Annotated in this window: 13 protein-coding genes and 1 pseudogene; 2 read left to right on the forward strand and 12 right to left on the reverse strand. The window is 74.6% G+C overall.

From position 1 onward, the window contains the following. Positions 1 to 21: 21 nt before the first annotated feature. Genes CNQ36_RS29945 through CNQ36_RS29955 form a run of 3 tightly spaced genes read right to left on the reverse strand, consistent with a single transcriptional unit; the run spans position 22 to position 7,938 of the window. Positions 22 to 6,768, reverse strand: a complete 6,747-nt coding sequence (locus CNQ36_RS29945) for a type I polyketide synthase (RefSeq protein ID WP_121548263.1) — start codon at positions 6,766 to 6,768, stop codon at positions 22 to 24. Continuing rightward, on the reverse strand, positions 6,765 to 7,688 hold the full coding sequence (locus CNQ36_RS29950; protein WP_121548264.1) for an alpha/beta fold hydrolase: 924 nt from the start codon (positions 7,686 to 7,688) through the stop codon (positions 6,765 to 6,767). Before CNQ36_RS29950 ends, CNQ36_RS29945 begins: the two co-directional genes overlap by 4 nt. Then, entirely contained in the window at positions 7,672 to 7,938 is a 267-nt protein-coding gene (locus CNQ36_RS29955; protein ID WP_004924036.1) for an acyl carrier protein, read from the reverse strand. Before CNQ36_RS29955 ends, CNQ36_RS29950 begins: the two co-directional genes overlap by 17 nt. A 538-nt stretch (positions 7,939 to 8,476) precedes the next feature. Here CNQ36_RS29955 and CNQ36_RS29960 point away from each other — a divergent pair. Further along, on the forward strand, positions 8,477 to 11,281 hold the full coding sequence (locus tag CNQ36_RS29960) for a helix-turn-helix transcriptional regulator (protein ID WP_121548265.1): 2,805 nt from the start codon (positions 8,477 to 8,479) through the stop codon (positions 11,279 to 11,281). A 39-nt stretch (positions 11,282 to 11,320) separates the two neighbouring features. Here CNQ36_RS29960 and CNQ36_RS29965 read toward each other — a convergent pair whose 3' ends face one another. From CNQ36_RS29965 to CNQ36_RS30000, 8 genes and pseudogenes are all read right to left on the reverse strand, one after another. Next, positions 11,321 to 12,550, reverse strand: a complete 1,230-nt coding sequence (locus CNQ36_RS29965; protein WP_106429024.1) for a 3-deoxy-7-phosphoheptulonate synthase — start codon at positions 12,548 to 12,550, stop codon at positions 11,321 to 11,323. After that, positions 12,550 to 14,513: pseudogene (locus CNQ36_RS35875) on the reverse strand (anthranilate synthase family protein). The gene CNQ36_RS29965 and the pseudogene CNQ36_RS35875 overlap by 1 nt, the downstream one beginning before the upstream one ends. Beyond that, positions 14,510 to 15,196, reverse strand: coding sequence for an isochorismatase family protein (locus tag CNQ36_RS29975; protein WP_121548266.1), 687 nt, complete (start codon positions 15,194 to 15,196; stop codon positions 14,510 to 14,512). The pseudogene CNQ36_RS35875 and the gene CNQ36_RS29975 overlap by 4 nt, the downstream one beginning before the upstream one ends. A gap of 96 nt (positions 15,197 to 15,292) precedes the next feature. Then, positions 15,293 to 16,129 carry a 2,3-dihydro-2,3-dihydroxybenzoate dehydrogenase gene (locus CNQ36_RS29980; protein ID WP_121548267.1) on the reverse strand — a complete coding sequence of 279 codons (837 nt, stop codon included), beginning with the start codon at positions 16,127 to 16,129 and terminating at the stop codon, positions 15,293 to 15,295. Next, positions 16,126 to 17,646 carry an amidohydrolase family protein gene (locus CNQ36_RS29985; RefSeq protein ID WP_228313107.1) on the reverse strand — a complete coding sequence of 507 codons (1,521 nt, stop codon included), beginning with the start codon at positions 17,644 to 17,646 and terminating at the stop codon, positions 16,126 to 16,128. Before CNQ36_RS29985 ends, CNQ36_RS29980 begins: the two co-directional genes overlap by 4 nt. Then, positions 17,643 to 17,924, reverse strand: coding sequence for a phosphopantetheine-binding protein (locus tag CNQ36_RS29990; RefSeq protein ID WP_040905974.1), 282 nt, complete (start codon positions 17,922 to 17,924; stop codon positions 17,643 to 17,645). The genes CNQ36_RS29985 and CNQ36_RS29990 overlap by 4 nt, the downstream gene beginning before the upstream one ends. Positions 17,925 to 17,978: 54 nt before the next feature. Then, positions 17,979 to 19,658, reverse strand: coding sequence for a (2,3-dihydroxybenzoyl)adenylate synthase (locus CNQ36_RS29995; protein ID WP_121548268.1), 1,680 nt, complete (start codon positions 19,656 to 19,658; stop codon positions 17,979 to 17,981). Beyond that, positions 19,658 to 20,737: a ketoacyl-ACP synthase III family protein gene (locus CNQ36_RS30000; protein WP_121548269.1), complete on the reverse strand. Its 1,080-nt coding sequence runs from the start codon at positions 20,735 to 20,737 to the stop codon at positions 19,658 to 19,660. Before CNQ36_RS30000 ends, CNQ36_RS29995 begins: the two co-directional genes overlap by 1 nt. A 230-nt stretch (positions 20,738 to 20,967) precedes the next feature. On the opposite strand from CNQ36_RS30000, the gene CNQ36_RS35635 reads away from it, so the two are divergent. Further along, positions 20,968 to 22,275: a phenylacetate--CoA ligase family protein gene (locus CNQ36_RS35635; protein ID WP_121548270.1), complete on the forward strand. Its 1,308-nt coding sequence runs from the start codon at positions 20,968 to 20,970 to the stop codon at positions 22,273 to 22,275. Between the two features lie 442 nt (positions 22,276 to 22,717). Here the strand turns inward: CNQ36_RS35635 and CNQ36_RS30010 are convergent, their stop codons facing one another. Beyond that, the gene (locus CNQ36_RS30010) at positions 22,718 to 23,446 is read right to left on the reverse strand and encodes a TetR/AcrR family transcriptional regulator (RefSeq protein WP_121548271.1); all 729 of its coding nucleotides are present in this window, start codon (positions 23,444 to 23,446) and stop codon (positions 22,718 to 22,720) included. Positions 23,447 to 23,514: the final 68 nt, after the last annotated feature.

A 23,514-nucleotide genomic window follows, 5' to 3' on the forward strand; every position in this document is an offset into this window, starting at 1 on the left:
GCGTCCTGCACAGGCCATGGGTCAGCCCGCGAACTTGGCCGCCAGCTGCGGGGCCGAGACCACGGACACGTCGGTGAACCGGGCGAGGACCCGGCCGTCGGGGGCACAGGCGGTGACGGTGAGCCGGGAGCCGGCGCCGTCGTGCCGTACGGGCTCCACCACGACGAGGAACGTGCCCGTCGAGGCCAGCGGGGCGTGCAGCTCCACGCCGCCCACGGCCAGCGGCAGACCGGCGGCCGACCGGAAGCGGCGCACCCAGACCAGCGCGGCCTGCAGCAGCAGGTCGGCGGGGCCCGCCGCGTAATGGGACGTGGCGGCGGTCACGGCGTCCGCCATGACCGGCTCGCACTCCAGGACGAGCCGTGACTCCTCCTCGGCGAGCACCCGCCGCACCCCGCGCAGCGCGGGCCCGTGGAACAGGGTGCCGTCCTCGTAGAGCCCGGCAGCGTCCCGGCCGGTACCCGGCGCGGGCAGCCCGGCCGGCGGGGCGGCCGGCGCCAGGGGGTCGCCGGTGACCACCGTGGCCGCGTAGTGCGGCCGTACCGAACCGTCGGCGGCGACCGACCGGACGGCCACCTTCACCTCGCCGTCGGACGGGGTCATCACCAGACGGCACTCGTCGGGCTGGGTGCCGTCGAAGACGATGCCCTTGTGCACGGAGAAGTCCCGCAGCCGCACCGCGGGCCGTCCCTCGGCGTGCTCCACCGCGCCCAGCGCCCAGCCGATGGCCACGGCCGCCGGCAGGACGGGCACCGAGTCGATCACATGGTCGGTGACGAGCGGAGTGTCCGCGGGCTCCGTGAGCGACCGCCGTACGGTCGCCGGTGCCGTCGGCGTCCGGTGCTCCCGCGAGCTCAGGGGCGTCGTCGGGCCCAGCACCGTCACCGTGTCCGCCGCCCGCTCGGGAGCGAACTGCCCGGCGAACAGCTCCGCACCCTCGGAGGCCTGGATGAGCGGGATGCCGCGCTCCTCGAACACCGCCTTGATCTGCGGGGACACCATGCCGCTGTCCCAGGCGCCCCAGTTCAGCGAGGTCACCCTGGCCCCCGGCAGCCTCCGGCGGGCGGAGGCGGCCCAGGTGTTGAGCACCTCGTTGGCCATCGCGTAGTCCGACTGGCCCTGGTTGCCGAAGAAACCGGCGACCGACGAGAACAGCACGACGTGGCGCAGCCGTTCGGCGGGCAGCGCGGCCATCACGGACCGCAGCCCGGCCAGCTTCGGGGCGAAGACCCGCTCGATCTCCGAGGCCTTCTTGTTGGCGATCAGCTGGTCGGCGAGGACGCCGGCGCCGTGCACCAGACCCGTGACCCGGTCACGGTGCGGGGCGAGCGCGGCGGCCGTCGCGGCCTGGTCGGTGATGTCCACCGCGAGGTACTCGGCCCTGCTGCCGGCCGTGTGCAGCGCGTCCAGCGTGGCCCGGATCTCCCGGCTGCCCGTCACGGACGCCGCGAGCAGCCCCACCTTCTTGGGGGTCGGCTTCTCGCCGGACGCGGTGAGGGAGGCCGCGGCGGCCGCCTTGAGACCGGAGTCCGGGACACCGCGCGCCCAGTCGGGCTCCTCGCCGAGCGGCGTGCGGCCGAGCAGCAGCAGCTGCGGGCGGTGCCGTTCGGCGAGCCGGAGGACGCAGGTGGCGGTGATGCCGCGGGCGCCGCCGGTGACCACCAGCAGGTCCTCGGAGGTGGGCGCGCCGACCTCGGGGACGTCCCCGGCGAGCGGCCGCGTGTCCACGGTCAGCCCCACCCGGCGCGTCCCGTCGAGGCCGACCTGCACCGGCTCGGGGGCCGAGTCGGCGGCCTCGTCCAGCAGCAGCGCGGCCCCGGTGGCCGCGTCGACGGCGGGGGAGAGGTCGACGGCACGGCAGAACAGGGCGGGCGCCTCCAGCGCCAGCGTCTTGACGAGCCCCGCCACACCACCGGCGGGCGCCTGTTCCTCGGCGACCCCGGTGAGTCCGAAGGACCCGTCCAGCACGGTCGCGGTGACGAAACCGGCCCGGCCGTGCTCCGCCGCCGCGCTCAGCGGCTTCACCACATGACGCGCGAGGAGCAGGGTGTGGGCCAGCCGCCGGGTGCCCTCGGACCATTCCGCGCCGGACGGCGCGGTGACGTCGACGACCAGGGCGATCCGGTCGGTGAAGATCTCCTCGACCTGGGCGGCCAGTTCGGTCGTGCCCCATCCGGTGAGGGCGTGGTCCCGCACACCGGACGAGCGCGCCGGGACTCCCGGCAGGCGCAGGGTGTGCACCCGCCGGCCGGTGCCGGCGAGCCGTTCGACGAGCTGTGCGGCCAGCTGCGAGCCGTCGTCCACGACGAGGGCGCCGTGGTCCGGGGCGTAGGCGTCGAGCAGCGGGTCGGGAGCGGGAAGGGTGACGAGCGCGGCCTGTGCCCGGCCGATGCGCGAGGGCTTCTCCGACACCGGTTCCGGGGGATGGTCCTCACCCGCCGGCGCCGCCTGCGCGGACGATCCGGCCGACGCGGCCTCACGCTGCCCGGTCCGGGGCACACCCGCCACGAAGGCCACGATGTCGCCCAGCGTCCGCAGCTCGGCGAGCTGTTCGGGCCCGGCGGCCGCGAGGGTGCCGAAGCGTTCCTGGATGACGCCCATGATTTCGACGCGTTTGATGGAGTCGATGCCGAGGTCGGCTTCGACGTCCATGGTGAGGTCGAGCATGTCGGCGGGGTAGCCGGTCTTGTCGGCGACGACGTCGAGGAGGACGGTGCGGACCTTGTCGGCGTCGGCGGTGGGTGCCGGGGCGGGGGTGGTGGTCGGTGTTGCTGTCGCGCCGGCGACGAAGGTGACGATGTCGCCCAGGGTGCGGAGTTCGGCGAGTTGTTCGGGTCCGGCGGCGGTGAGGGTGCCGAAGCGTTCCTGGATGACGCCCATGATTTCGACGCGTTTGATGGAGTCGATGCCGAGGTCGGCTTCGACGTCCATGGTGAGGTCGAGCATGTCGGCGGGGTAGCCGGTCTTGTCGGCGACGACGTCGAGGAGGACGGTGCGGACCTTGTCGGCGTCGGCGGTGGGTGCCGGGGCGGGGGTGGTGGTCGGTGTTGCTGTCGCGCCGGCGACGAAGGTGACGATGTCGCCCAGGGTGCGGAGTTCGGCGAGTTGTTCGGGTCCGGCGGCGGTGAGGGTGCCGAAGCGTTCCTGGATGACGCCCATGATTTCGACGCGTTTGATGGAGTCGATGCCGAGGTCGGCTTCGACGTCCATGGTGAGGTCGAGCATGTCGGCGGGGTAGCCGGTCTTGTCGGCGACGACGTCGAGGAGGACGGTGCGGACCTTGTCGGCGTCCGCGGCGGGCGCCGGGGCCGGAGCGGGCTCCGGGGCGGGCGGAGCCGCCGGTGCGGGCGTCCAGGTCGCGGGCAGGGCGGGGGCGACCGCCGGTTCCGGGAGGGGCGGTGCGGGAAGCGCGGGCTCCTGCGCCACGGCGACGGGCGTCACCGGGACGGGCGTCACCGCGGCGGGCGCCGGCACGGCCGCAGCCGGACGGGTGGGCGCCGCCGGGGCGGCCGGGGCCTCGTTGCCGAGCTCCAGGCCGGCCAGCCGGGCCAGGACCTCGTTGGCCCGGATGTGGGTCCGGCCGATCGCCAGCCCGTGCTCCTTGACCGAGCCGATCCCGGGCAGCACCTGGTCCAGCCTGTCCTGCTCGTCCGCGCGCTCCAGGAGCCGCGCGAGGCGCTCGGCGCTCTGCAACTGGCCGTTCAGATAGTCGTCGTGAAGGGAGAGATGGTCCGAGATCAGCTCGGTGAGACGGTCGCTCGGCATGGGTTCGTTCTCCTGGGCGGGGCGAGGGTGGTCCGGTTGCGGAACGACGGCCGGTGCGCGGAGGACGGGCGCTTCGGGGGCCGGTCGCGGTGACTGCGCCGGGGGCGCCACCACGGCGGGGGCCGGTGCCACGGCGGCGGGCGCAGCCGGTGCCGGTGCGGCGGGGGCCGCGACCCGGTAGCCGTTGGCCAGCGCGTCCTGGTAGGCGGCGCGGCGCTCCGGGGACACGTAGTTGATGCCGTTGAGCATCACCGTCATGCCCTTCGCCGGTGTCTCCTTCTCCGGCTCCGCCGCGTAGCGGTCGCTCGTGGCCAGGGGCAGACCCAGCACCGCGAGCCGCGCCACCGCCTGCTTGAGCGTCAGGTCGGCGTCCCTGCCGGGGCCGCCGTCCAGCGACACCGCGGTGTGCGGGCGCCCGCGCAGGATCCTGCCCACCAGCCCGGTGAGCACCGTGCCGGGCCCGAACTCGACGAAGACGCGGAACCCGTCGGCGTACATCTCCTCGACCCGGGCGGCGAACTCCACCGGGTGGATGAGCTGTTCGGCGAGGACCCGGCGGTTGCCCGCGACGTCCGGGCCGTAGTCCGCCCCGGAGGTGTTGGCGTAGACCCGGCCGCGCGGCGCCGCCATCTCGGCGGCCTCCACGGCCGTACGGAAGTCGTCCACCGCGTGTGCCACGAACGGGGTGTGGAAGGCGGCGGACACCGGCAGCCGGCGCGCGCGGACACCCGCGTGTTCCGCCGCCTCGAGCAGCCGCTCCACCTCCGCCGTGGCGCCGCCCACCACGATCTGGTCGGGCGCGTTGCGGTTGCAGACCAGCAGCCCGGAGCGTTCCGCCAGCAGTTCGGCGACCCGCTCCTCCGGAGCGAACACCGCCGCCATCGTCCCGGTGTCGTCGGCCTGTCCGGACGCCGGCGACATGGCGCTGCCGCGGGCGCGCGCCAGCCGGTGCAGGGTGTCCTCGTCGTAGACCCCGGCGGCGTACAGCGCGGTCAGCTCGCCGAAGCTGTGGCCGAGGAAACCCTCGGCGGCGAAGCCGAGTTCGGTCAGGTACCGGAAGTGGCCCGCGGACAGCGCCCCGATCGCCGGCTGCGCGTAGGCGGTGGCCCGCAGGGCGGCCTCCTGCGCGGCGCGGCCGGCCTCGTCGACCAGCGGCTGCGGGAACGCCACCCGGGACAGCGGGGTGTCCTCCGGGTAGTGGCGGTTGGCCCGGTCGAAGGAGGAGCGCAGCGGCGGCAGCGCCAGTACGGCGCTCAGTCCCGGCGCCACGTACTGGCTGCCCTGGCCCGCGAAGAGGGCGCCCACCCTGCCGGTCTCGCCGGCCGAGCGGCGGTAGTGGATGCCCTTCGGGTGGGTCCATTCCGTGGCCTCGGCACGGGACCGCAGCTCACCGAGCGCCGTCTCGCGCAGCGCCCGGGCGTCGTCCTCGCCGCGTGCGGCGTAGGCGAGACGGGCGTGCCCCTCGGGCACCGGGCCGCCGGTGGGCGTGCCGCCCGCGGCCAGCAGGTCGGCGAGGGCAGCCGGGTCGGGAGCGTGCCACAGGTGCACCCGGGCGACCGGGAACCGCACCGCGACGTCGTCGCCGTCGCCGTACTCCTCGAGGACCGCGTGGAAGTTGGTGCCGCCGAAGCCGAACGCGGAGACCGCTGCACGGCGGTTGGGCCGCTTCGGGTCACGGATCCACGGCCGGCTCTCGGAGTTGACGTAGAACGGGCTGTCCGGGCCGAAGGACGCGGAGGCCTTGCCGACGTTGATGGTGGGCGGCAGCACCTTGTGCTCCAGGGCGAGCGCCAGCTTGATCAGCCCGGCCGCGCCCGCCGCCGCCTTGGTGTGCCCGATCTGGGACTTGACGCTGCCGATGGCCGCGTACTCCCGCTCCCCGCCGTCCTTCGCCACCACCTCGGTGAGCGCGCTGATCTCGGTGGCGTCGCCGACCGCGGTGCCGGTGCCGTGCGCCTCGAACAGCTCGATGCTGTCGGGGGACACGTCCGCGTCCCGGTAGGCGCGGTTCAGCGCCACCATCTGGCCTTCCTTGCGCGGCGCGTAGATGGACTTGAAGCGCCCGTCGCTGGAGGTGCCCAGGCCCCGCAGGACCGCGTAGATCCGGTTGCCGTCGCGTTCGGCGTCGGCCAGCCGGCGCAGGGCGAGCATGCCGATGCCCTCACCGATCAGCGTGCCGTCCGCCTCGCTGTCGAACGGGCGGATGCGGCCCGACTTCGACAGCGCCGGGGTCTTGCTGAAGCACAGGTACATGAAGATCGTGTTCTCGGCGTCGCACCCGCCGGCCAGCATGGTGTCGGCCCGGCCCTCCAGCAGTTCGCTGACGGCGGTGCGGACGGCGCCGAGCGAACTGGCGCAGGCGGCGTCGATCGTCATGTTGATCCCGCCGAGGTCGAACCGGTTGGCGATCCGGCCGGCGACGACGTTGCCGAGCATGCCCGGGAAGGAGTTCTCCTCCCACGGGGCGTACGCCATGCGGAACTTGGCGGCGATCTCCTCCGCGTCCCGGTCGGACAGCCCGCAGCTGCGGACCACTTCCTTCAGCACCGGGCTCTGCAGACGCGCGGTGAGCGGCTGGGTCAGCTGGTTGGCGCCGGTGATGCCGAGCACCACGCCGGTGCGCGAGGCGTCGTACCACTCCCGGTCCGCCCCCGCGTCCTTCAGCAGGTCGCGGGTGACCATCAGGCTGAGCAGCTGCAGTACGTCGGTGACCTCGAGCGTGTTCGGCGGCAGGCCGAACTCGAGCGGGTTGAACGGCACGTCCGGGATGAACCCGCCGCGCTTGGCGTACGTCTTGTCGGGCGCCGAGGGGTCGGGGTCGTAGAACTCGCCGACGTCCCAGTGGGTGGCGGGCACCTCCGTGGTGCAGTCGGCCGCCGCGACGACGTTGGACCAGTACTCCTGGAGGTTGCGCGCCTGCGGATACAGCGCGGACAGGCCGACGATGGCGATCGGGTCGCGGGCGAGTCGTCGGTCGAGGGTGCGTTGCTGGGATTCGTTCACGGCGAGGGCCTCCGGGTCGTGACGAGGTGCGCCGGCCGGAGGGGTGGCACCAGTCCGGCTATGGCCTGCGAGGCGTCCGGGCGGATCAGCATGGTGTAGTGGTCGCCGGGCGCCGAGTGGGCGGTGATCCCGTGGCCGGCCAGCTCGCTCCAGCCGAGCGTGGGGTCCGACGGGACGAGACTGTCGCCGGCCTTGATCTGGACCAGCGGAACGGTGGCGGGCGCCGGGCGGTAGGGAGCCGTCAGCCTGTTGTTGCGCAGCAGCCCCGCCGTGTACGCCTCGAAGAGCTTGCGTATGCCGGCCATGGGCGTGCCCTGCGGCAGGGCGCCCGCGGCGATCGCGTCCTCGAGCAGCCGGGCCAGCGCGGTGTCGGCATCCGCGCCCTCGGGCACGGGGCGCGGACGGACCTCCGCGCCGCGCCGGGCGCCCAGGAACATCGCGAACCAGCGCAGCACGAGTGCGGGTTCGACCTCGTCGCCCTCGGTGTGCTGGTAGGCGTCCACGGGGGCGATGCTGTCCAGCAGTACCACGCCGCGGGGCCGCTCCTCCGGCGTCAGCCGCTCGGTCATGCCGTGGGCCAGGACTCCGCCGAAGGACCAGCCCACCAGCACGCTGTCCGTGCCGGCCGCGCCGGTGCGGTCGCGGTCGGCGCGGTAGGCGGCGGTCAGCAGGCCGACGAGGTGGTCGATGGTCAGCCGGGAGACTTCCGGGGCGAGCGCGGCCTCCCCGTACTCGGGCACCGCGCCCAGGTCGAGGACGGCGAACCCGGTCTCCTCCGGCAGCGCGCCGGCCAGCCCGGACCAGACGGCGACGGGCAGCGCGCCGGGGTGCACCGCGTAGACGGTGCCCGCGCCGGGCGCGGCGTCCCGGTGACGTATCAGCGGCTTGGGCGGCGACGTCGCGTCAGGCCGTCGCGCCATGCCGCGCACTCTCCTCGGCGATGTGCGCCGACAGGGCCTCGATGGTGGGGTGGTACCACAGCGCCGTGGTGCCCAGCTCGAAGCCCAGCCAGCTCTCCATCTCGCCGGCGATGATCAGCGCCTCCGTGCTGTCCATGTCGAGTTCGTCGAAATACTGGCCCGGCGGAATGGCCGAGGGCTGCTCACCGAGCCGCTCCGCGATCTTCTCGATCAGCCATTTCTGCACCTCGTCGGCCGTGACCTTGCCCATGACCCGTTCCTTTCTCGTGCCTATACGTACGCGTGCACTCCGGCGCGTTGTTCGCGACAGCGGAGTGGGCGGGTTTCTTCGGGAGAATGAAGAGCGGTCAGGCCGCCGCTCGCAGTTCGGGAGCGTAGGGAGGCGGACACCCTTCGCGCAACTCAATCGTGAGCGATGGGAGAGCGGTCGACGAGGCGCGGTCAGGGCACCTGAAATGGAACGTATCCGCAGGTGGGAGCGGTTTCGGTGATCTTGCCCGGCCGGTAGGCCGGCCCTTCCGGGCGGACTCCCGCGGGCGCGGCACCATCCAGCCTTGGCTGTCGCTCATCCGCCGTGTCAGCGCGGTGTCAGAATCGCCTCAGTGCGGCGTCCGACTGCTCTCCTATCGTGAACACGAGGTAACACGCGGCACATTTCACGGCCGCTGTCCCGCGCACTCGTCCCCGTCGGTGGGATCTTCCGGGAAAGCGGCCTCCGTAAAAAGGGCGACTGCTATTCCGTACGTTCCGTGAACAATGTCTTTCACCTATCCTTGATAAGGATCGACATGCCGACCGAGATCGAACAGATGTGGGCGGTCACGGCTCGTCAGGGGGAACTGCGGGCCATCGGCTCCGCGCTGACGGACCGCGGCGGGATCCTCCTCACCGGCACCACCGGCGTGGGCAAGACGCGCCTGCTCGCCGCCTCACTCCAACGCGTCGCGGCCGAGGGCCGCACCGTCGTGGCGGTCGGCGGGGCGGGCGGTCCCGAGACCGGCTGCGCGGAGAACTTCTGCTCGCTCGCCGAGTGCCTGGACCGGCTGGAGTCCGTACGGCGGCACAGCGATCCGGCACGGCGCACCGTCGTCGGCTTCGACGACGCCCACCTGGTGGAGGAGTCCGCCGCCCACCGGCTGTACCGCCTGACCGCGTCCGGGCGGGTGGCGGTCGCCGCCACCGCCCGGCGGGACGCGGCGCTGCCCACCGGGGTGGACAAACTCTGGGTGGAGCGCCTCGTGGAACGCCTGGAGGTACGGCCGTTCGCCCGGGACGTGGTGAGCTCCATCCTCCACGGCAGGGTCGGCGGGCCGGTGGACTCCGCGACCCTGGAACGGCTCTGGGCCACCACCCGGGGCAACGCCCTGATCCTGCACGAACTCGTCGAGTACGCGCTGACGGACGGCTCGCTGCGCCGCGTCGACGGGCGGTGGCACTGGGACGGGCTGCCCGCACGGCCGCCCGAGCGGCTGGCCGACATCGTCCTCCTCCGGCTGCGCGACCTGGCCCCGGAGGAACAGGAACTGGTGAACGTGCTGGCCGTGGCCGGCCCGGTCGAGTACGGACTGGCCGAACGGCTCGGTCTCGCCCGCGCCGCGGAGACCCTCGACGGACGCGACCTGGTGCAGATCGAGTACAGCGGACGCCGGGTCGGCATCCGGCTGACCGAACCGCTCACCGGGGCGGTGGTGGCGGACCGCATGTCGGGCCTCACCGCCCAGCGGCTGCGGCTGCAGCTCGCCGACGCGATCGAGGCCACCGGCGCGCGGCGCGAGGACGACGTGGTGCGGATGGCGACCCTGCGCATGGCGGCGGGCCGCGTCCCGGAACCGGCGGTACTGCTCGCCGCGGCGCGCACGGCGGCCCACCGCCGCGACTTCGCCCTCACCGAACGACTGTGCCGCTCCGTACTCGGCAACCCCCGCCCGCCCCGCGACGCCCGTCGGACACCGTCCGCCGGGCCGGCCGGTGACGGCGCTCCGGTGTCCGGCCCGGCCCGTGGTGTGGCGGGTGCCGACAACGTTTCCGTGGCGGGCGAGGGGGACGGGGCCTGCGGTGGGGTGGTGACCGCCGACGAGGCACGTGCCGCGCTGCTGCTCGGGCGGGCCCTCGCCGGGCAGGGGCGGCACGAGGAGGCCGAGGCGGTCTTCGCGGGCGCCCTCGCCGAACGGCCGGGTGCGGCCCCGCACGGGCTGCCCCGCGACGAGCTGATCGCCGCCGTCCACGACCGGGCGGACAACGCCGCCTGGGGACTGGGCCGCGGCGCGGACGCCGCCGCCGTCGTGGACGGACTGCCCGCCGGACTCGGCGCCCAGGGCACCGGCGTCCGGCACGGCTTCCACGCCGTCCTCGCGCTGCTCGCCGACCGGCCCGACGACGCGGCCCGCACGGGACGCACCGTGCTGCCGGGCGAACAGCCCGACTCCGTGGTGGTGCAGCACCTGCTGCCCCCCGCCGCCTTCGCGCTGAGCGAGCTCGGCCGGCCCGCCGAGGCGCTCGCCCTGATCGCCCGGCACGCCCGCGACCTCGGCGGCTGGCACGACGACGCCCGGCTGCGCTGCCTGGTCGTGACGGCGCGCTGCGCCTTCGCGCAGGGCGACCTCGGCCGTGTCGCGGACACACTGGACGCCACCGGCCGCTTCGCGACGCCCGGCGACGACCTGCGCCAGCTCCAGCTGGCGCTGCTCCGCTCCCGCCTGCTGCGGCTGCTCGGCCGCCCCGCCGAGGCCGTCACCCTGCTGCGCGGCGCCAGCACCCTGCGGGTGCGGCGCGACTGGCTCGGCACACCCTCCTGGACGCTGGCCCAGCTCGCGGGCGCGCTCGCCGAGGCGGGCAGGCCGACGGAGGCGCTGCAGACGCTGGTCGAGGCGCAGGCCGCACGCCGGGACGCGCCCGCCTACCCGCTCGCCGACGACGCCCTCCTCCTCGAGCACGCCGTGGTGCTCGCCCACACCGGCGACCGCTCGGGCGCCGCCTGCCGCGCCCTGGAGGTCGTCCAGCGGGCCGCCGCCCGCCCGGCGACCGCGCTGGCTGCGCTGCACCTGGCCGTGCGGGTCGCCGACGCGCCGCGGGCCGCCGTCCGCGCCGCGCAGCTCGCCGCCGGCGCCCACTCGGAGCTGATGCGGCTCCAGTGCGACCACGTCGTCGCGCTGACCCGCTCGGACGGCGAGGCGCTGGAGGACGTGTCGGCCCGCTTCCGCACCATGGGAGCGGTCGCACTGGCGGCCGAGGCCGCGGCGCAGGCCGCGGACATGTACCGCAGGGACGGCCGGCGCCGCGCGAGCCGGCTGGCCCGTGCCGCCGGCGCCCGCCTCCTCGCGGAGACGGGCTGCGCGCTGGTCCCGTGGGCCGACCCCCAGGAGCAGCGGCAGCCGGACCGGGCCGCGCCCCTGACCAGCCGCGAACGCGAGGTCGCCGCCCTGGCCGCCGGGGGACTGTCCAACCGGGACATCGCGGCACGCCTGGTGGTCTCGGTCCGCACGGTCGAGAACCACCTCTACCGGGTGTACGAGAAGCTCGGCATCACCGCCCGTTCCGATCTGGGCGGCGCGCTGCAGGGCCCGGCCCGCAACTCGCTGGGCCGGGCCGCCTGAGGGAACGGCTCCGGGCAGGGCGGTGCCCTGCCCGGCCCGTCAGCCCGCCGCCACCAGGGACGGCGTGCGCAGACCGGCGACGAGCCGGCCGAGTTCCAGGGCCTGGGTGCGGTTCAGCCGGGGATCGCACGCCGACTCGTAGCGGGACGCGAGGTCGGCGGGGCGCACGCCCGCGCTCCACACCGCTCCCGAACCGCCGCCCAGGCACTCGGTGACGTCCGCGCCGGTCATCTCCAGATGGACGCCGCCGGGGTGCGTGCCCAGCGCCCGGTGCACCTCGAAGAAGCCGGCGATCTCCTCGTACACGTCGTCGAAGTACCGGGTCTTGCGGCCGTTCACACGGACGGTGTTGCCGTGCATCGGGTCGCACACCCAGGCCACCGGGACGCCCGCGTCCGCGACCGCGCCGACCAGCTCCGGCAGCACCCGCCGGACGCTGCCCGCACCGGTCCGCACGATGAACGTCAGCCGGCCCGGCACCGCGCCGGGGTTGAGCGTCCGGGCGAGCCGCAGCAGGTCGTCCGGACGGGCGCCGGGGCCGATCTTCACCGCCACCGGGTTGGCGACCCGGGACAGGAACGCGATGTGCGCCCCCTCGGGGTCCCGGGTGCGCTCGCCTGCCCACAGCAGGTGCCCGGAGCCGGCGTACGCGCGTCCCGTGCGGGAGTCCCGCCGGGTCAGCGGGAGTTCGTAGTCCATCAGCAGCGCCTCGTGGGACACGAACACCTCCCGCGCCACCGGCCGCGGCTCCGGACGGTCGGCGACCAGCCGCAGCGTGGTCGCGGCCGCCTCGTACGCGCGCAGCATGCGCCGGGGATCGGGGGTGCGGTCCTCCGCGGTGAACGCCGCGCCGTTGACCGCGTCACCGCGGTAGGCGGGCAGGGTGTGCCCCTGCACCGTCTCCAGCGGGCTGGAGCGCGGCTTGGCGTACTGACCGGCGAGCCGCCCGACCGTCACCACCGGCATCCCGAAGGCCCGCTCCAGGGTCCCCGCCAGACGGGACAGCGTCGCCACGGTGCCGTGCACCGCCGCCGGTGTGGCCCGCTCGACCATCTCGGCGCAGTCGCCGCCCTGGAGCAGGAAGGCCCGGCCCCCCGCGACCTCGCCGAGCAGCGCGGCCAGCCGGTCGCTGTCGTGCGGGCGGACGAGCGGGGGAAGGCCGGCCAGCCGTTCCCGGACACGGGTCACCGCGTCGGGGTCGGGCCACTGCGGCTGCTGCTCGGCCGCGGGTACGGCGGCCGGCGGCACGGGGAACTGGGGTACGGACATCACGCCGGGACTCCCTGGTCGGGCGGTGGGCAGACGGGCGGGGCGAGCAGGCCGGTGAGCAGGTCGCCCAGGACACGGTCGCCGTTCCTGGTCATCACCGACGCCGGATGGAACTGCACGGAGCAGAAACCGGGGCCGCGCAGCGCGAGCACCTCGTCGGTGAGGGCGTCCCGGGCGATGCGGACCGTGCCGGGGCGCACCGGGGCGCTCGGGATCTCGTCGGTGCCGGAGACCGCGGTGAACGAGTTGTAGAAGTAGACCAGTTCGCGCGAGCCGAACAGGTCGACGGCGCGCTGCACGCCCTGGTTGGGCACCGGGCGGCGGACCAGGTCCAGGCCCAGTGTCCGGCTCAGCACCTGGTGGCCCAGGCAGACGGAGAGGAACGGGGTGTCCTGCTCCAGGAGCTGCCCGGTGACCTCGTACAGGATGTCGATCTTCGCGTGGCCGCGGTCCCGCGGATCGCCGGGGCCCGGGCCTACGACGACGAGGTCCGGCCCCTGCAGCGCGTAGTCCTCGTCGTACCGGCGGACCTCCACCTCGCAGCCCAGCGCCCGCAGCAGCGTGGCGCCCATCGCCGTGAAGTGGTCCTCGGCGTCGATGATCAGGACGCGGCGCCCCGCCAGGGCCGGCCGCGGGGTGCTGCGCGCACCCGGGTCGGTCAGCCAGAACGGCGCCAGCGGCTCGTTCCGCCGGACCAGCGCCTCCCGTACGGACGGCAGCCGCGCCAGCCGGTCGCCGTGCCCGGCCGTGGCGGCGGGCGGCGACACGTCCTCGTCCGCCGCGCCGGCCACGGCCGCCAGCAGCCCCGCCGCCTTGGCGCGGGTCTCGGCCGCCTCGGCCATCGGGTCGGAGTCGCGCACCAGCGTCGCGCCGACCCCGAGGCGCAGCGCGCCCGCGCGGTCGATGTCCATGGTCCGGATCAGGATCGCCGAGTCCATGGTCCGCCGCCCGCGCGGCGGCCCACCAGTGCGGCCACCCCGGAGTAGTAGCCGCGTCCCTCCGGCTCGAACCGCGCGATCACCGAGCAGGCGCTCTCCAGCGGACTGCCCGTCACGGTCGGCGCCAGCAGGGTGCGGCGCAGGATCTCCCGCGGGTCGAGGGCGGTGCGGCCCTCGATGAAGTACTCGGTGTGGGCGATGTGCGCCATCATGCGCAGCCGCGGACCGAGGACCCGGCCGCCGTCCGCGCACACCGCGCTCATCATCTTCAGCTCCTCGTCGACGACCATGAAGAGCTCGTTGGTCTCCTTGTCGTCGGCGAGGAACTCCAGCAGCCCCTCGGCCTCCGGGCCCTCCTCGGGGTAGCGGTAGGTGCCGCTGATCGGGTTCATCACGGCCCGACCCTCGTCCAGGGACACATGCCGCTCCGGGCTGGCCCCGACCAGGGTGCGGTCGCCGAGGTGGACCAGGAAGGTCCAGTGCTGTCCGGAGGTACGGCGCAGCAGCCGCCCGTAGTACGCCAGGGCCGCCGGCACCGACCAGCCGGCCAGGCGGGCCGAGTAGTCGCGGCGCAGCACGAAGTTGGCGCCCGCCCCGCTGGCGATCTCCTCGTCCAGGACCCGGCGCACGGTGTCGGCGTACCGCCGGTCGTCCAGTTCGAAGCCGCCGTCCCGCAGGGCCAGCGGGTGGTCGGCGGACCGGGGGAGGGCGGCGAGCACCTCGTCCAGCGGCACCGACTCCTGCGCGGTGATCCGCAGTCCGGCCAGCGGTGTGCCGTCGTCGACGTGGTCGAAGCCGCGCTCGCCGATCTGCCGGTGCGGGACCAGGGCCAGCAGTTCGAACCCGTCGTCGCCGCCCGGCTCGTCCAGCGGGAGGCCGGCGAGCGTCTCGTACTCGTCCACCGGCCCGGCCAGCACGTCGATCCGGTCCGGCGCCCCCGACTCGGGGCGGTGCAGCAGGGCGAACGGCCCGTTGTGGGTGCCGTCCGCGATCCGGCGCAGCAGCGAGCCCGCGCCGGCGGTCACGACCGTGCCTCCGCGAGCTCGGCGCCGGCCGCCCGGTCACCGTCGAGCGCGGTCACCAGGGTGCCGGTCGGCAGCACCATGGCGCACCGCTCCGCCATGTACCGCAGGGCCAGCCGGTGGTGGCCCCGGGAGAAGTCCGCGGTGGCGTCGCCCGCGACGAAGGTGCGGATGCCGTGCGCGAAGCCGTCGGCGGCGGTCAGCAGGATGCCGACGTGGGCGTAGATCCCGCACAGCACCATCTGGTCGCGGCCCGAGGCGCGCAGCAGCCGCAGCAGCTCACCGCCGTGGTAGGCGCTGGCACGCCACTTGACGAGCACGGTGTCGCCCTCGTCCGGCGTCAGCCCGTCGACGACGGCCCGGTCCTCGGGGCGCGCGCTCATGCCGGGGCCCCAGAAGTCCGCGAGCAGTCCGCGCTCGTCGGGGCTCATGCCGCCCGGCTGGGCGGTGTAGAGGACCGGCACCCCGGCGCGGACCGCCGCCTCGCGCAACGCGACGGTGTGCCGTTCGAGTTCGGTGCGCGGCGACTGCCGCGCGGGCAGCTTCTCGACGAAGAAGCGCTGCATGTCGTGGACGAGCAGCACGGCCCGGTCCGGGTCCAGGACCCACTCGGCGGTGTTCCGCGGCAGCTCGGCGGCGGTGGGCATGGCATGGGGGACGATCTCGGGAACGGCGGCCTGCGTCATGGTGTGCCCTTCTGGGTCTTCGAGCGTCTGGGAGCCGGGCCCCGTCCGCCGGAGCGGTGCGTACCGGCGGACGCGGCCCGGACCACGGCGGGCGGCTCACACGCCGAGCGTGGCGCCGCCGTCGACCGTGAGGTCCTGCAGAGTGATGTGGCCGGCCCGCTCGGAGAGCAGGAACACCACCGCCTGGGCCACGTCGGAGGGTCGGGCCAGCCGGCCGGTGGGGATGCCGACGCGGTACGCGTCGGGGGCGCCCTCGATGGACGGGCGGCCCGCGTCCTCGCCCTCCCACAGGGAGGTCAGCATCGGCGTGTCGGTGGAGCCCGGCGCGACCACGTTGCAGCGGATGCCGGCGCCCGCGAGCTCCAGCCCCAGGCACTTGGTGAACGCCTGCGCGGCCGCCTTGGACGCCGCGTAGGCGGCCATGCCGGTACGGGCGGTGCGGGCCGCGTTGGAGGTGACGGTGACGACCGCCCCGTGCCCGCGCGGCGCCATCCGGGCGGCCACCGCACGGCTCATCAGATAGACGCCGGTGGCGTTCACCGCGAGGGTGTCGGCCCAGTCGCGCTCGGACAGCCCGGCCACCGGACCGGGGCGCAGGATGCCCGCGGCGTTGACCAGGTGTGTGATCGGCCCCAGCTCGCTCTCCACCCGCTCGACCGCCGCCGCTACCTCCTCGCCGTCCGACACGTCCGCCGGCACGGCCAGCAGCCGGGGCTCGGGCGCCGCGGGATCGGCGGCGGCCTCCTTGCGCAGCCGCGCGGCGAGCTCCTCGAGCGCCGTCCCGTCCCGGTCGACCAGGGCCACGGCCGCCCGGTGGCGGACCAGTTCGGCCACGACCTCCGCGCCGATGCCGCCGGCCGCGCCGGTCACCACGGCCACCCGGCCGTCCAGTCCGAGACCGTCCCGCTCGAGATCGTGCGTCAGCACCGTCATCGGGTCGCCTCCTCGGCGGCGCGGCGCCGCGTGGTGCGCGCGAACACCTCGTCCACGCTCTCCTGCGGAACCTTCAGGCAGCGCACCGAGTAGGAGCGCAGCGCCGCCTCGTAGTCGGCCAGCAGGGCGTCCTCGTCGAAGCCGGTGGGCCGGCCCGACTCCACCAGGACCCGCCCGCCGACGACGACCGTGTCGATGTCGCCGGAGCCGCCCACCGCGAGGAACGCCTCCAGCGGACGCGGCGTGTGCACGAACCGCCAGTCGTCCAGCGGAACCATCACCAGGTCCGCCTGCTTGCCCGGGGCCAGGCTGCCGATCTCCTCCTCCCAGCGCAGTCCGCGGGCGGCGATCCGGGTGCCCATCGCCAGCGCGTCGGTGGGCCGGACCAGCAGCGGGTCGGCGTACATCTCGTTGTGGGTCTGCCAGGCGGCCCGCATCTGCTCGGGCATGCCGGGGAAGACCAGCGGCTGGCCGTCGGTGGACAGCGACACGTCGAGTCCGGCGTGGCGCAGTTCCGGGATCAGCCGGGTCTCCGTCATCGCGGACTCGCCCGCGGAACCGTACTTGGCGGGGGAGTGGCTCAGGTGCACTCCCGCCTCCAGCAGCATCTTGCGTTCCTCGTCGTCGGCGAACCCGGTGTGGATCGACATCAGCCGCTCGTCCAGCAGCCCGAGCCCGGCGAACCGGCGCACCGGCGTGTCGCCGTAGTAGCCGCGGACGAACTCGCCCTCGTTGCGCTGGGCGCCGATGTGCGAGGCGAAACCGGTGTCGTGGCGCTGCACGATCCCGGCCAGCCCGCGCCCGAGTTCGTCGGTCATGTTGGTGCCGTACACGGCGGTGGGGCGGGCCCTCAGCAGGCCCGTGGGGTCGTCCGCGCACGTCTTGACCAGCGACTCGATCTCGGACAGCACGGCGTCGGTGTCACGGCTGCGGGTGAACGCGCTCTCCCCGGGCCGGCACACGGCGTCCGTGGCCCAGGTGCTCACCGAGCAGCGCATCCCCAGCCACACGGCGGCCGCGGCCAGCGCCTCGGGGCGGTTGACCGAGCCGACGTCACCGAGCGTGGTGACGCCCGCCCGCAGCTGCGTCCACATCGAGAACCGGGCGATGGCCTCGCCCTCGTCCGGGGTGAGACCGGCGATCAGGTCGTGGAAGGAGTCGAAGACGGCGGAGATGCGGTGCATGTCGCCGCCGTGACCGAGGAAGCCGGCCTGGTCGCCGCGGTCGTCGGCGGGCCGCAGCGCCCCGTTGAACGGCAGCCGGGTGGAGAACAGTTCGTGCCAGTGCGCGTTGACGAAGCCGGGCAGCACCAGCATCCGGCGGGCGTCCACCGTACGCAGCGCGGCCCGCTGGCCGGGCGGCAGCGCGGCGACGGCGGCGTCCACCTCGGCCACCGTCCCGACGGCGGCGATCCGGCCGTCGACGGCCAGCAACGACCCCTCGGGCAGGACCCGTTCGCCGTCGTCGGCCGTGTACAGGTGGGCGCCGCGCACGAGCAGCGGCTCGGGTGCGCTCATGCGGCACCCCCGGTCGCCGCGGACCGCGCCCGCGCCTCGGCGAGCTCACGGCTGAACCCGGCCACGGTCGGGTCGGAGAGCAGGGAGTCGAAGTCGACGGGGAAGCCGCCGCGCCGCCAGCGGCTGCTCAGCCGCATGACTTCGAGCGAACCGAGCCCCAGCAGGATGAGGTTGGCGTCGTCCGGGATCTCGTCCGGCGCGGTACCCAGGAGCTGGGCGACGGCGTCACGCACCTGTGCGCGCAGCTCCAGGTCCCCGGTCGGTGTACTGGTGTCCATGGGCGGTGCGGGCCTTCCTTCGGTCGTGGGATGACAGGACGCGGCGGACGGCGCTCAGCCCGTACGGTCACGGGCGGGCACGAACGCCCCCGCCTCGGCCGGGGCCTCGCCGCGCAGCAGCGCGCCCAGCGCCTTCTTGTCCGTCTTGCCGAGGCCGGTCAGGGGCAGTTCCTCGAGGTACACGAGCCGGTCGGGGAGCTTGTACTCGGCGAGCCCGCGGGCCTGCATGGCCCGCTTCAGCTCCGGCAGCAGCATCTCCTCGGCGCCCTCCGCCCGGACCAGGCAGGCGCAGGTGCGCTCGCCGAGGAAGTCGTCGGGCACGGGCACGACGGCCGCCCGGGCCACGCCCTCCAGCGCCTGGAGGTGGCCCTCGACCTCCGCCGCGGAGACCTTGTCCCCGCCGCGGATGATGACGTCCTTGATCCGGCCCTCGATGACGAGGTTGCCGTCCTCGGTCAGCCGGGCCAGGTCGCCGCTGCGGTAGAAGCCGTCCTCGGTGAAGGCGCGGGCGTTGTGCTCGGGCGCCCGGTAGTAGCCCTGCAGGGTGTACGGGCCGCGGGCGAGGAGTTCGCCGATCTCACCGGCCGGCAGCTCCTTGCCGTCCTCGTCGGCGATCCTGATCTCGTCCGCCGGGGAGATGGGCCGCCCCTGGGTGGCGAGCACCGTCTCCGCCGGGTCGTCGTCCCGGGTGAAGGTGCACAGCCCCTCCGCCATCCCGAACACCTGCTGGAGACGGCAGCCGAAGGCGGGCTCGATCTGCTCGGCGATGTTGCGGTGCAGCTTGGCGCTGCCGATCTGCACGGTACGCAGGCTCGACAGGTCGTCGGGGAGCCACTCCGCGCCCTCGAGCCACAGCTGCACGACGCTCGGCACCACCGAGGTGACGGTCACCCGCTCGGCCGCGATCAGCGGGAAGCAGGTCTCGGGCGTCGGGTCCTCGGCGAACACCACCGTGCCGCCGGCCCGCAGCGTGCCCACGATGCCGGGGCAGCCCCAGGTGAAGTTGAACGCCGCGGGCAGCGTCGCGAGATACACGTCCCGCTCGGTCAGCGCGGTCGCCGAGCCGGCGGCACGCACCTGGTAGGTGTAGTCGTCGTGGGTGCGCGGGATCAGCTTGGGCAGCGCGGTGGTCCCGCCGGAGAGCAGGAAGAACGCCACGTCCGACGGGTCCAGGACGGGGAACGGGGCGCCGGCCTCCGGATCGCCGTCCACCTCGGACAGCGGCACGACGGGTTCGGCGTCCGTACCCGACGGGTCGTCGCCGCACACGAACAGGTGCCGCAGCGTGGGCACCTCACTGCGGATACGACGCGCGAGCGCGGCGTGGTCGAAGCCCCGCAGCAGCCCCGGATGCACGTAGCCGACGGCCCCGGACAGCTCGCACAGATGGCGGATCTCCACGTCCCGGTGCGCGGGCAGCGAGAAGACGGGCCGGGCGCCGAGGGTGAACAGGGCGAAGCACACCCGGACGAAGTCCGGCGTGTTCGGCAGCTGCACCACGACCCGGTCGCCGTCGCCGATGCCCCGGTCGCGGAAGCCGGCCGCGAGCCGCCGCACCTCCCGCTCCAGCTCGGCATAGCCGATCCGCCGCCCGCCGCCCACCAGGGCGGTCTTCGGGCCGTGCGTGCGCGCGGCGTCGGCCAGCAGCCGCACCAGGCTCTCCCCGCGCCAGTACCCGTCCCGGCGGTAGCGCTCGGCCCGTTCGGCCGGCCAGGGGGTGCAGTGCTCCAGCATCACGCCTCCTCGTCCGGCGTCACCGCGCGCTGCGCGGCCGTCGGCTCCGCGGTGATCTCCAGGACGGCGCACCCGGCCTCCATGCCGGTGGCCGCGCCGATGAGCATCACGTGGTCGCCGGGGCCGACCTCGCCGTCCAGCCACAGCCGTTCCAGGGCGATGACGAAGTCGCTGACCCCGGTGTGGCCGATCCGCCGGCAGATGTCCCAGGTGCCCTGCTCGAGGGTCACGCCGAGCGGCTCCAGGAACATGGTCAGCAGCGGGTCCTCGTTGAAGCCGACGTGGCAGAAGCGGCGGATGTCCGACAGCGCCACACCGGCCTCGGCGGCGGTGCGTTCGGCGATCGCCGCGACCTGGTCGCCGAAGTGCCCGATGGGCGGCTTCACCCCGGACGCCCACTGCTTGCGCCAGTACTGCACCCGCGAGTCGAAGTCGAGCGGGATGCCCGCGGTGACACTGGGCGGCAGCAGCGCCTCGCCGCCCCGGTGCAGCGCCTCCATCCGCGGGTCCGACAGCGAGCCGACGGCGAGCACACGGGCGAAGCCCGGCCGCCGCGACACCACCAGCGAGGAGCCGGCGTCGCCGAACAGGAACAGCTTGGAGGAGGTCCAGCGGTCCACCAGCGGCGTGGAGAAGTTGTCGCCCGTCGTCAGCAGGACGCTGTCCCCGCCCCCGCCGCCGGTGTACCGGTCCAGGGACAGCCGGGTGGCCGCGGACTCCAGGGCGGCCACCATGCCGAGGCAGCCCTGCCGGATCTCCACCGCCGGAACCGGCCGGTTCAGGGTGTTGAGCAGTACGTAGTGCGGGGCCGACCAGCCGTCGGGCCCCTGGTGGTAGGCGCTGCTGTGCAGCAGCGCCGCGAAGTCGTCGGGTTCCTGCCCCGACCGCGCCAGCGCGGTCCGCGCCGCGCGGATCGCCATGTCCGGCGCCGGCACGGTGTCCTCGACGGCGACGGACTCGATGCCCGACGCCTCCCGCACCCCGGCGTCGAGGCGGCCTTCCTTGACCGCCAGGTCGGTCGGCACGAGCTCCGGAACGTAGCAGCCCACGCCCGACAGATGGATGTCCTCGACCTTCACCCCGGCCCCTCCCTCGTCTCGTGTGGAATCGGGGCCAGCACAACACCCGCGGCCGGGAGGCCACCTGAGTAGCAGTCACTCAGCTTCACCCGCCCGCCTCCCCGGCAGCCGCCCGCCGGGCCCCCGGGCCGTCGCGCACGCGGATGAGTGGCGCGCACTCACGAGGTGCCGGCCCGCGGCTGCTGTGCTGGGCCGACAGGCGTGGGCGACGTCCCGAGGAGGCATCCGCCATGACAGTGACCAGGCCGGAGATCGGTGACTGGAAGAGCATCGACGAACTGCGCGAGCTCCAGGAGCGGCAGCTGCCGCCGCTCCTCGCGCGCGCGGCCCGCTCCCCCTTCTACCGCTCCCGCCACCCCGGCCGTCAGGCTCCCGCCACCCCGGCCGACCTGCGCTCCCTGGAGCCGACCAGCAAGCAGGACCTGCGCGACGCCTACCCGTTCGGGCTGCTCGCCGTGAACCGTACGGAGCTGGCGACCTACCACGAGTCGAGCGGCTCGGCGGGGCAGCCCACCGCCTCCTACTACACCCGGAACGACTGGGCGGACCTCGCGGAGCGCTACGCCCGCAAGTGGGTCGGCATCGAACCCAGCGACATCTTCCTGGTGCGCACGCCGTACGCACTCATGATCACGGGCCATCTCGCGCACGCCGCCGCCCGGTCCAAGGGGGCGACCGTGGTCCCCGCCGACAGCCGCTCGGCGGCCACGCCCGCGGCCCGCACGGTGAAGCTGCTGCACCGCCTGGGAGTCTCGCTGACGTGGTCGAACCCCACGGAGACCCTGCTGTGGGCGGCCGCGGCCCGGGCGGCGGGCCTGGACCCGGCGACCGACTTCCCCTCCCTGCGGGCCCTGTTCGTGGGCGGCGAGCCGCTCTCCCCGGCCCGGCGGGCGCGCATCTCCGCCCTCTGGAACGCGCCGGTGGTGGAGGAGTACGGCTCGACGGAGACCGGCACGCTGGCCGGGCAGTGCCCCGAGGGCCGGCTGCACCTGTGGGCGGACCGGGTGCTGTGCGAGGTCCTGGACCCGGAGAGCGGGAAGCTGTCCGAGGAGGGCCGCGGCCGGCTGGTGGTGACACCGCTGTACCGCGAGGCCATGCCACTGCTGCGGTACAACCTCGACGACGAGGTGGAGGTGGAGTACTCGGACTGCGCCTGCGGCTGGCGGCTGCCGGTGGTGCGGGTGCTGGGGCGGGGCGGTTTCGCCTGGCCGGTGGGCACCGGGACGGTGGACCAGCACCAGGTGGAGGAGCTGGTGTTCGGGCTGCCCGCGGCGGACGGCGTGCTGTTCTGGCGTGCGCGGGCCGGGCGGGATCTGCTGCACATCCAGGTGGAGGCGGGTGAGGGGCGGGCGGCTGCCGTGGAGCGACGGCTCACCGAGGCGGTGGCGCGTGAACTGTCCGTGCCGTGCAGGGTGGAGGCGTTGCCGCCGGGCGCGTTGGTCCCCACGGAGGTCCTGACCGCGAACCCGGACGCCCTGAAACCCCGCGGCCTCTTCGGCCCCTCCGAGGACTGGGACGCAGCCCTGCTCTACTACTGACCGGTACCGGCGCGGGTGCGTGCCGGGGGTGGTCTGCGCAGCCCGGCGCTTACGGGGTGCCGTCGCGCCCACCCGTGCCGCCCTGCGGCACGACTGCCCGCGGAGTGCGGTGGCGCGGCTGTCCAGAAGTGTGGCGGTGTCGCCGGTGGTCGGCGTTGGTGTGGGCCGGGGGTGGGTCTGCGCAGCCCGGCGCCTGCGGGGTGCCGTCGCGCCCACCCGTGCCGCCCTGCGGCACGACTGCCCGCGGAGTGCGGGGGGGCTTGGGGACGGACGGAGCCGTGGCGGACAGCCGCCGACGGCGTGGAGGGGACGGGGCGGGGGTGGCCGCCCGCAGTGGCTGGCGCGTCCGCGCCGGCCACCTCTTCCAGCCGACGCAGTCGCGCCAGTCCGAGGACGGCCACCCCCGCCCCGGCCCCGCCCCACCCACCCCGCGGGCGCTACGTCACCCCGACAGCCCCCCACGGTCCGGCCGGGACAGCACCGCCGCCACACCGTCCAGCGAGCGCTCCACCGTGTAGGCGTAGAAGTCGTCCTCCAGCGCCGCGATCGCCTCCGGATCGTCCGTGCCCCGGCTGGTGACCGCGGCCCCCACCGCCGCCAGCCCCCGCCGCTCCGGATCGTCCCGGTGCGCCGCCAGCGCACCGGCCAGCCGCTCCCGCGCCTCCGGCAGGTTCTCCGCCCGGTCGTCCTCGACCATCACCAGCGTGAACGCCGAATTCGTCAGATACCGGTACGCGGCCGTGGCCCCCTCGGCGAACCCCGCCTCCTGGAGCACCAGGATCCCCCGGTCCATCATCGTCAGCGCCGACGGAATGATCGGCCCGATCCGCACCAGCCGCCGCGCCACCCCCCGGTACCGCCGCAGCACCGGCCGCCCCTCCAGCAGCAGCGCACTGAACCACTCCCGCCAGGCAAGCTCCTGCGACGGCAGCGAGATCATGCCCACCACCCGGTCGGCCACCGCGTCCGCGACCGCGTCCCGGTCCCCGATGTGGTGGTACACGGCCCGCGGCCAGACCTCCAGCGCGGCGGCGAGCTGCCGAGTGGACCACGCGTCCAGCCCCTCCGTCTCGGTGAGCCGCAGCGCCGCGTCGACGATGCCCGTCGGCGTGATCGGCGGCCGGTCGACGGGGCGCCGACCCCGGCCACCAGGTGCAGGTGAACTGGGCATGGCAGGCAATGTATCCACTCCTCGGCTCGTCCGGTGGCCCGGCACTTCTTGACCCGGCCCGCCCGGCC

It is taken from the genome of Streptomyces fungicidicus, assembly GCF_003665435.1.
Classification (GTDB): domain Bacteria; phylum Actinomycetota; class Actinomycetes; order Streptomycetales; family Streptomycetaceae; genus Streptomyces; species Streptomyces fungicidicus.

What these genes read in the sequence shown, in the direction of transcription:
- CNQ36_RS29950 (WP_121548264.1), bottom strand. Translation starts at nt 7,688, where the DNA reads ATGGCGCGACGGCCTGACGCGACGTCGCCGCCCAAGCCGCTGATACGT.
- CNQ36_RS29955 (WP_004924036.1), bottom strand. Translation starts at nt 7,938, where the DNA reads ATGGGCAAGGTCACGGCCGACGAGGTGCAGAAATGGCTGATCGAGAAG.
- CNQ36_RS29960 (WP_121548265.1), top strand. Translation starts at nt 8,477, where the DNA reads ATGCCGACCGAGATCGAACAGATGTGGGCGGTCACGGCTCGTCAGGGG.
- CNQ36_RS29965 (WP_106429024.1), bottom strand. Translation starts at nt 12,550, where the DNA reads ATGTCCGTACCCCAGTTCCCCGTGCCGCCGGCCGCCGTACCCGCGGCC.
- CNQ36_RS29975 (WP_121548266.1), bottom strand. Translation starts at nt 15,196, where the DNA reads ATGACGCAGGCCGCCGTTCCCGAGATCGTCCCCCATGCCATGCCCACC.
- CNQ36_RS29980 (WP_121548267.1), bottom strand. Translation starts at nt 16,129, where the DNA reads ATGACGGTGCTGACGCACGATCTCGAGCGGGACGGTCTCGGACTGGAC.
- CNQ36_RS29985 (WP_228313107.1), bottom strand. Translation starts at nt 17,646, where the DNA reads ATGAGCGCACCCGAGCCGCTGCTCGTGCGCGGCGCCCACCTGTACACG.
- CNQ36_RS29990 (WP_040905974.1), bottom strand. Translation starts at nt 17,924, where the DNA reads ATGGACACCAGTACACCGACCGGGGACCTGGAGCTGCGCGCACAGGTG.
- CNQ36_RS29995 (WP_121548268.1), bottom strand. Translation starts at nt 19,658, where the DNA reads ATGCTGGAGCACTGCACCCCCTGGCCGGCCGAACGGGCCGAGCGCTAC.
- CNQ36_RS35635 (WP_121548270.1), top strand. Translation starts at nt 20,968, where the DNA reads ATGACAGTGACCAGGCCGGAGATCGGTGACTGGAAGAGCATCGACGAA.
- CNQ36_RS30010 (WP_121548271.1), bottom strand. Translation starts at nt 23,446, where the DNA reads ATGCCCAGTTCACCTGCACCTGGTGGCCGGGGTCGGCGCCCCGTCGAC.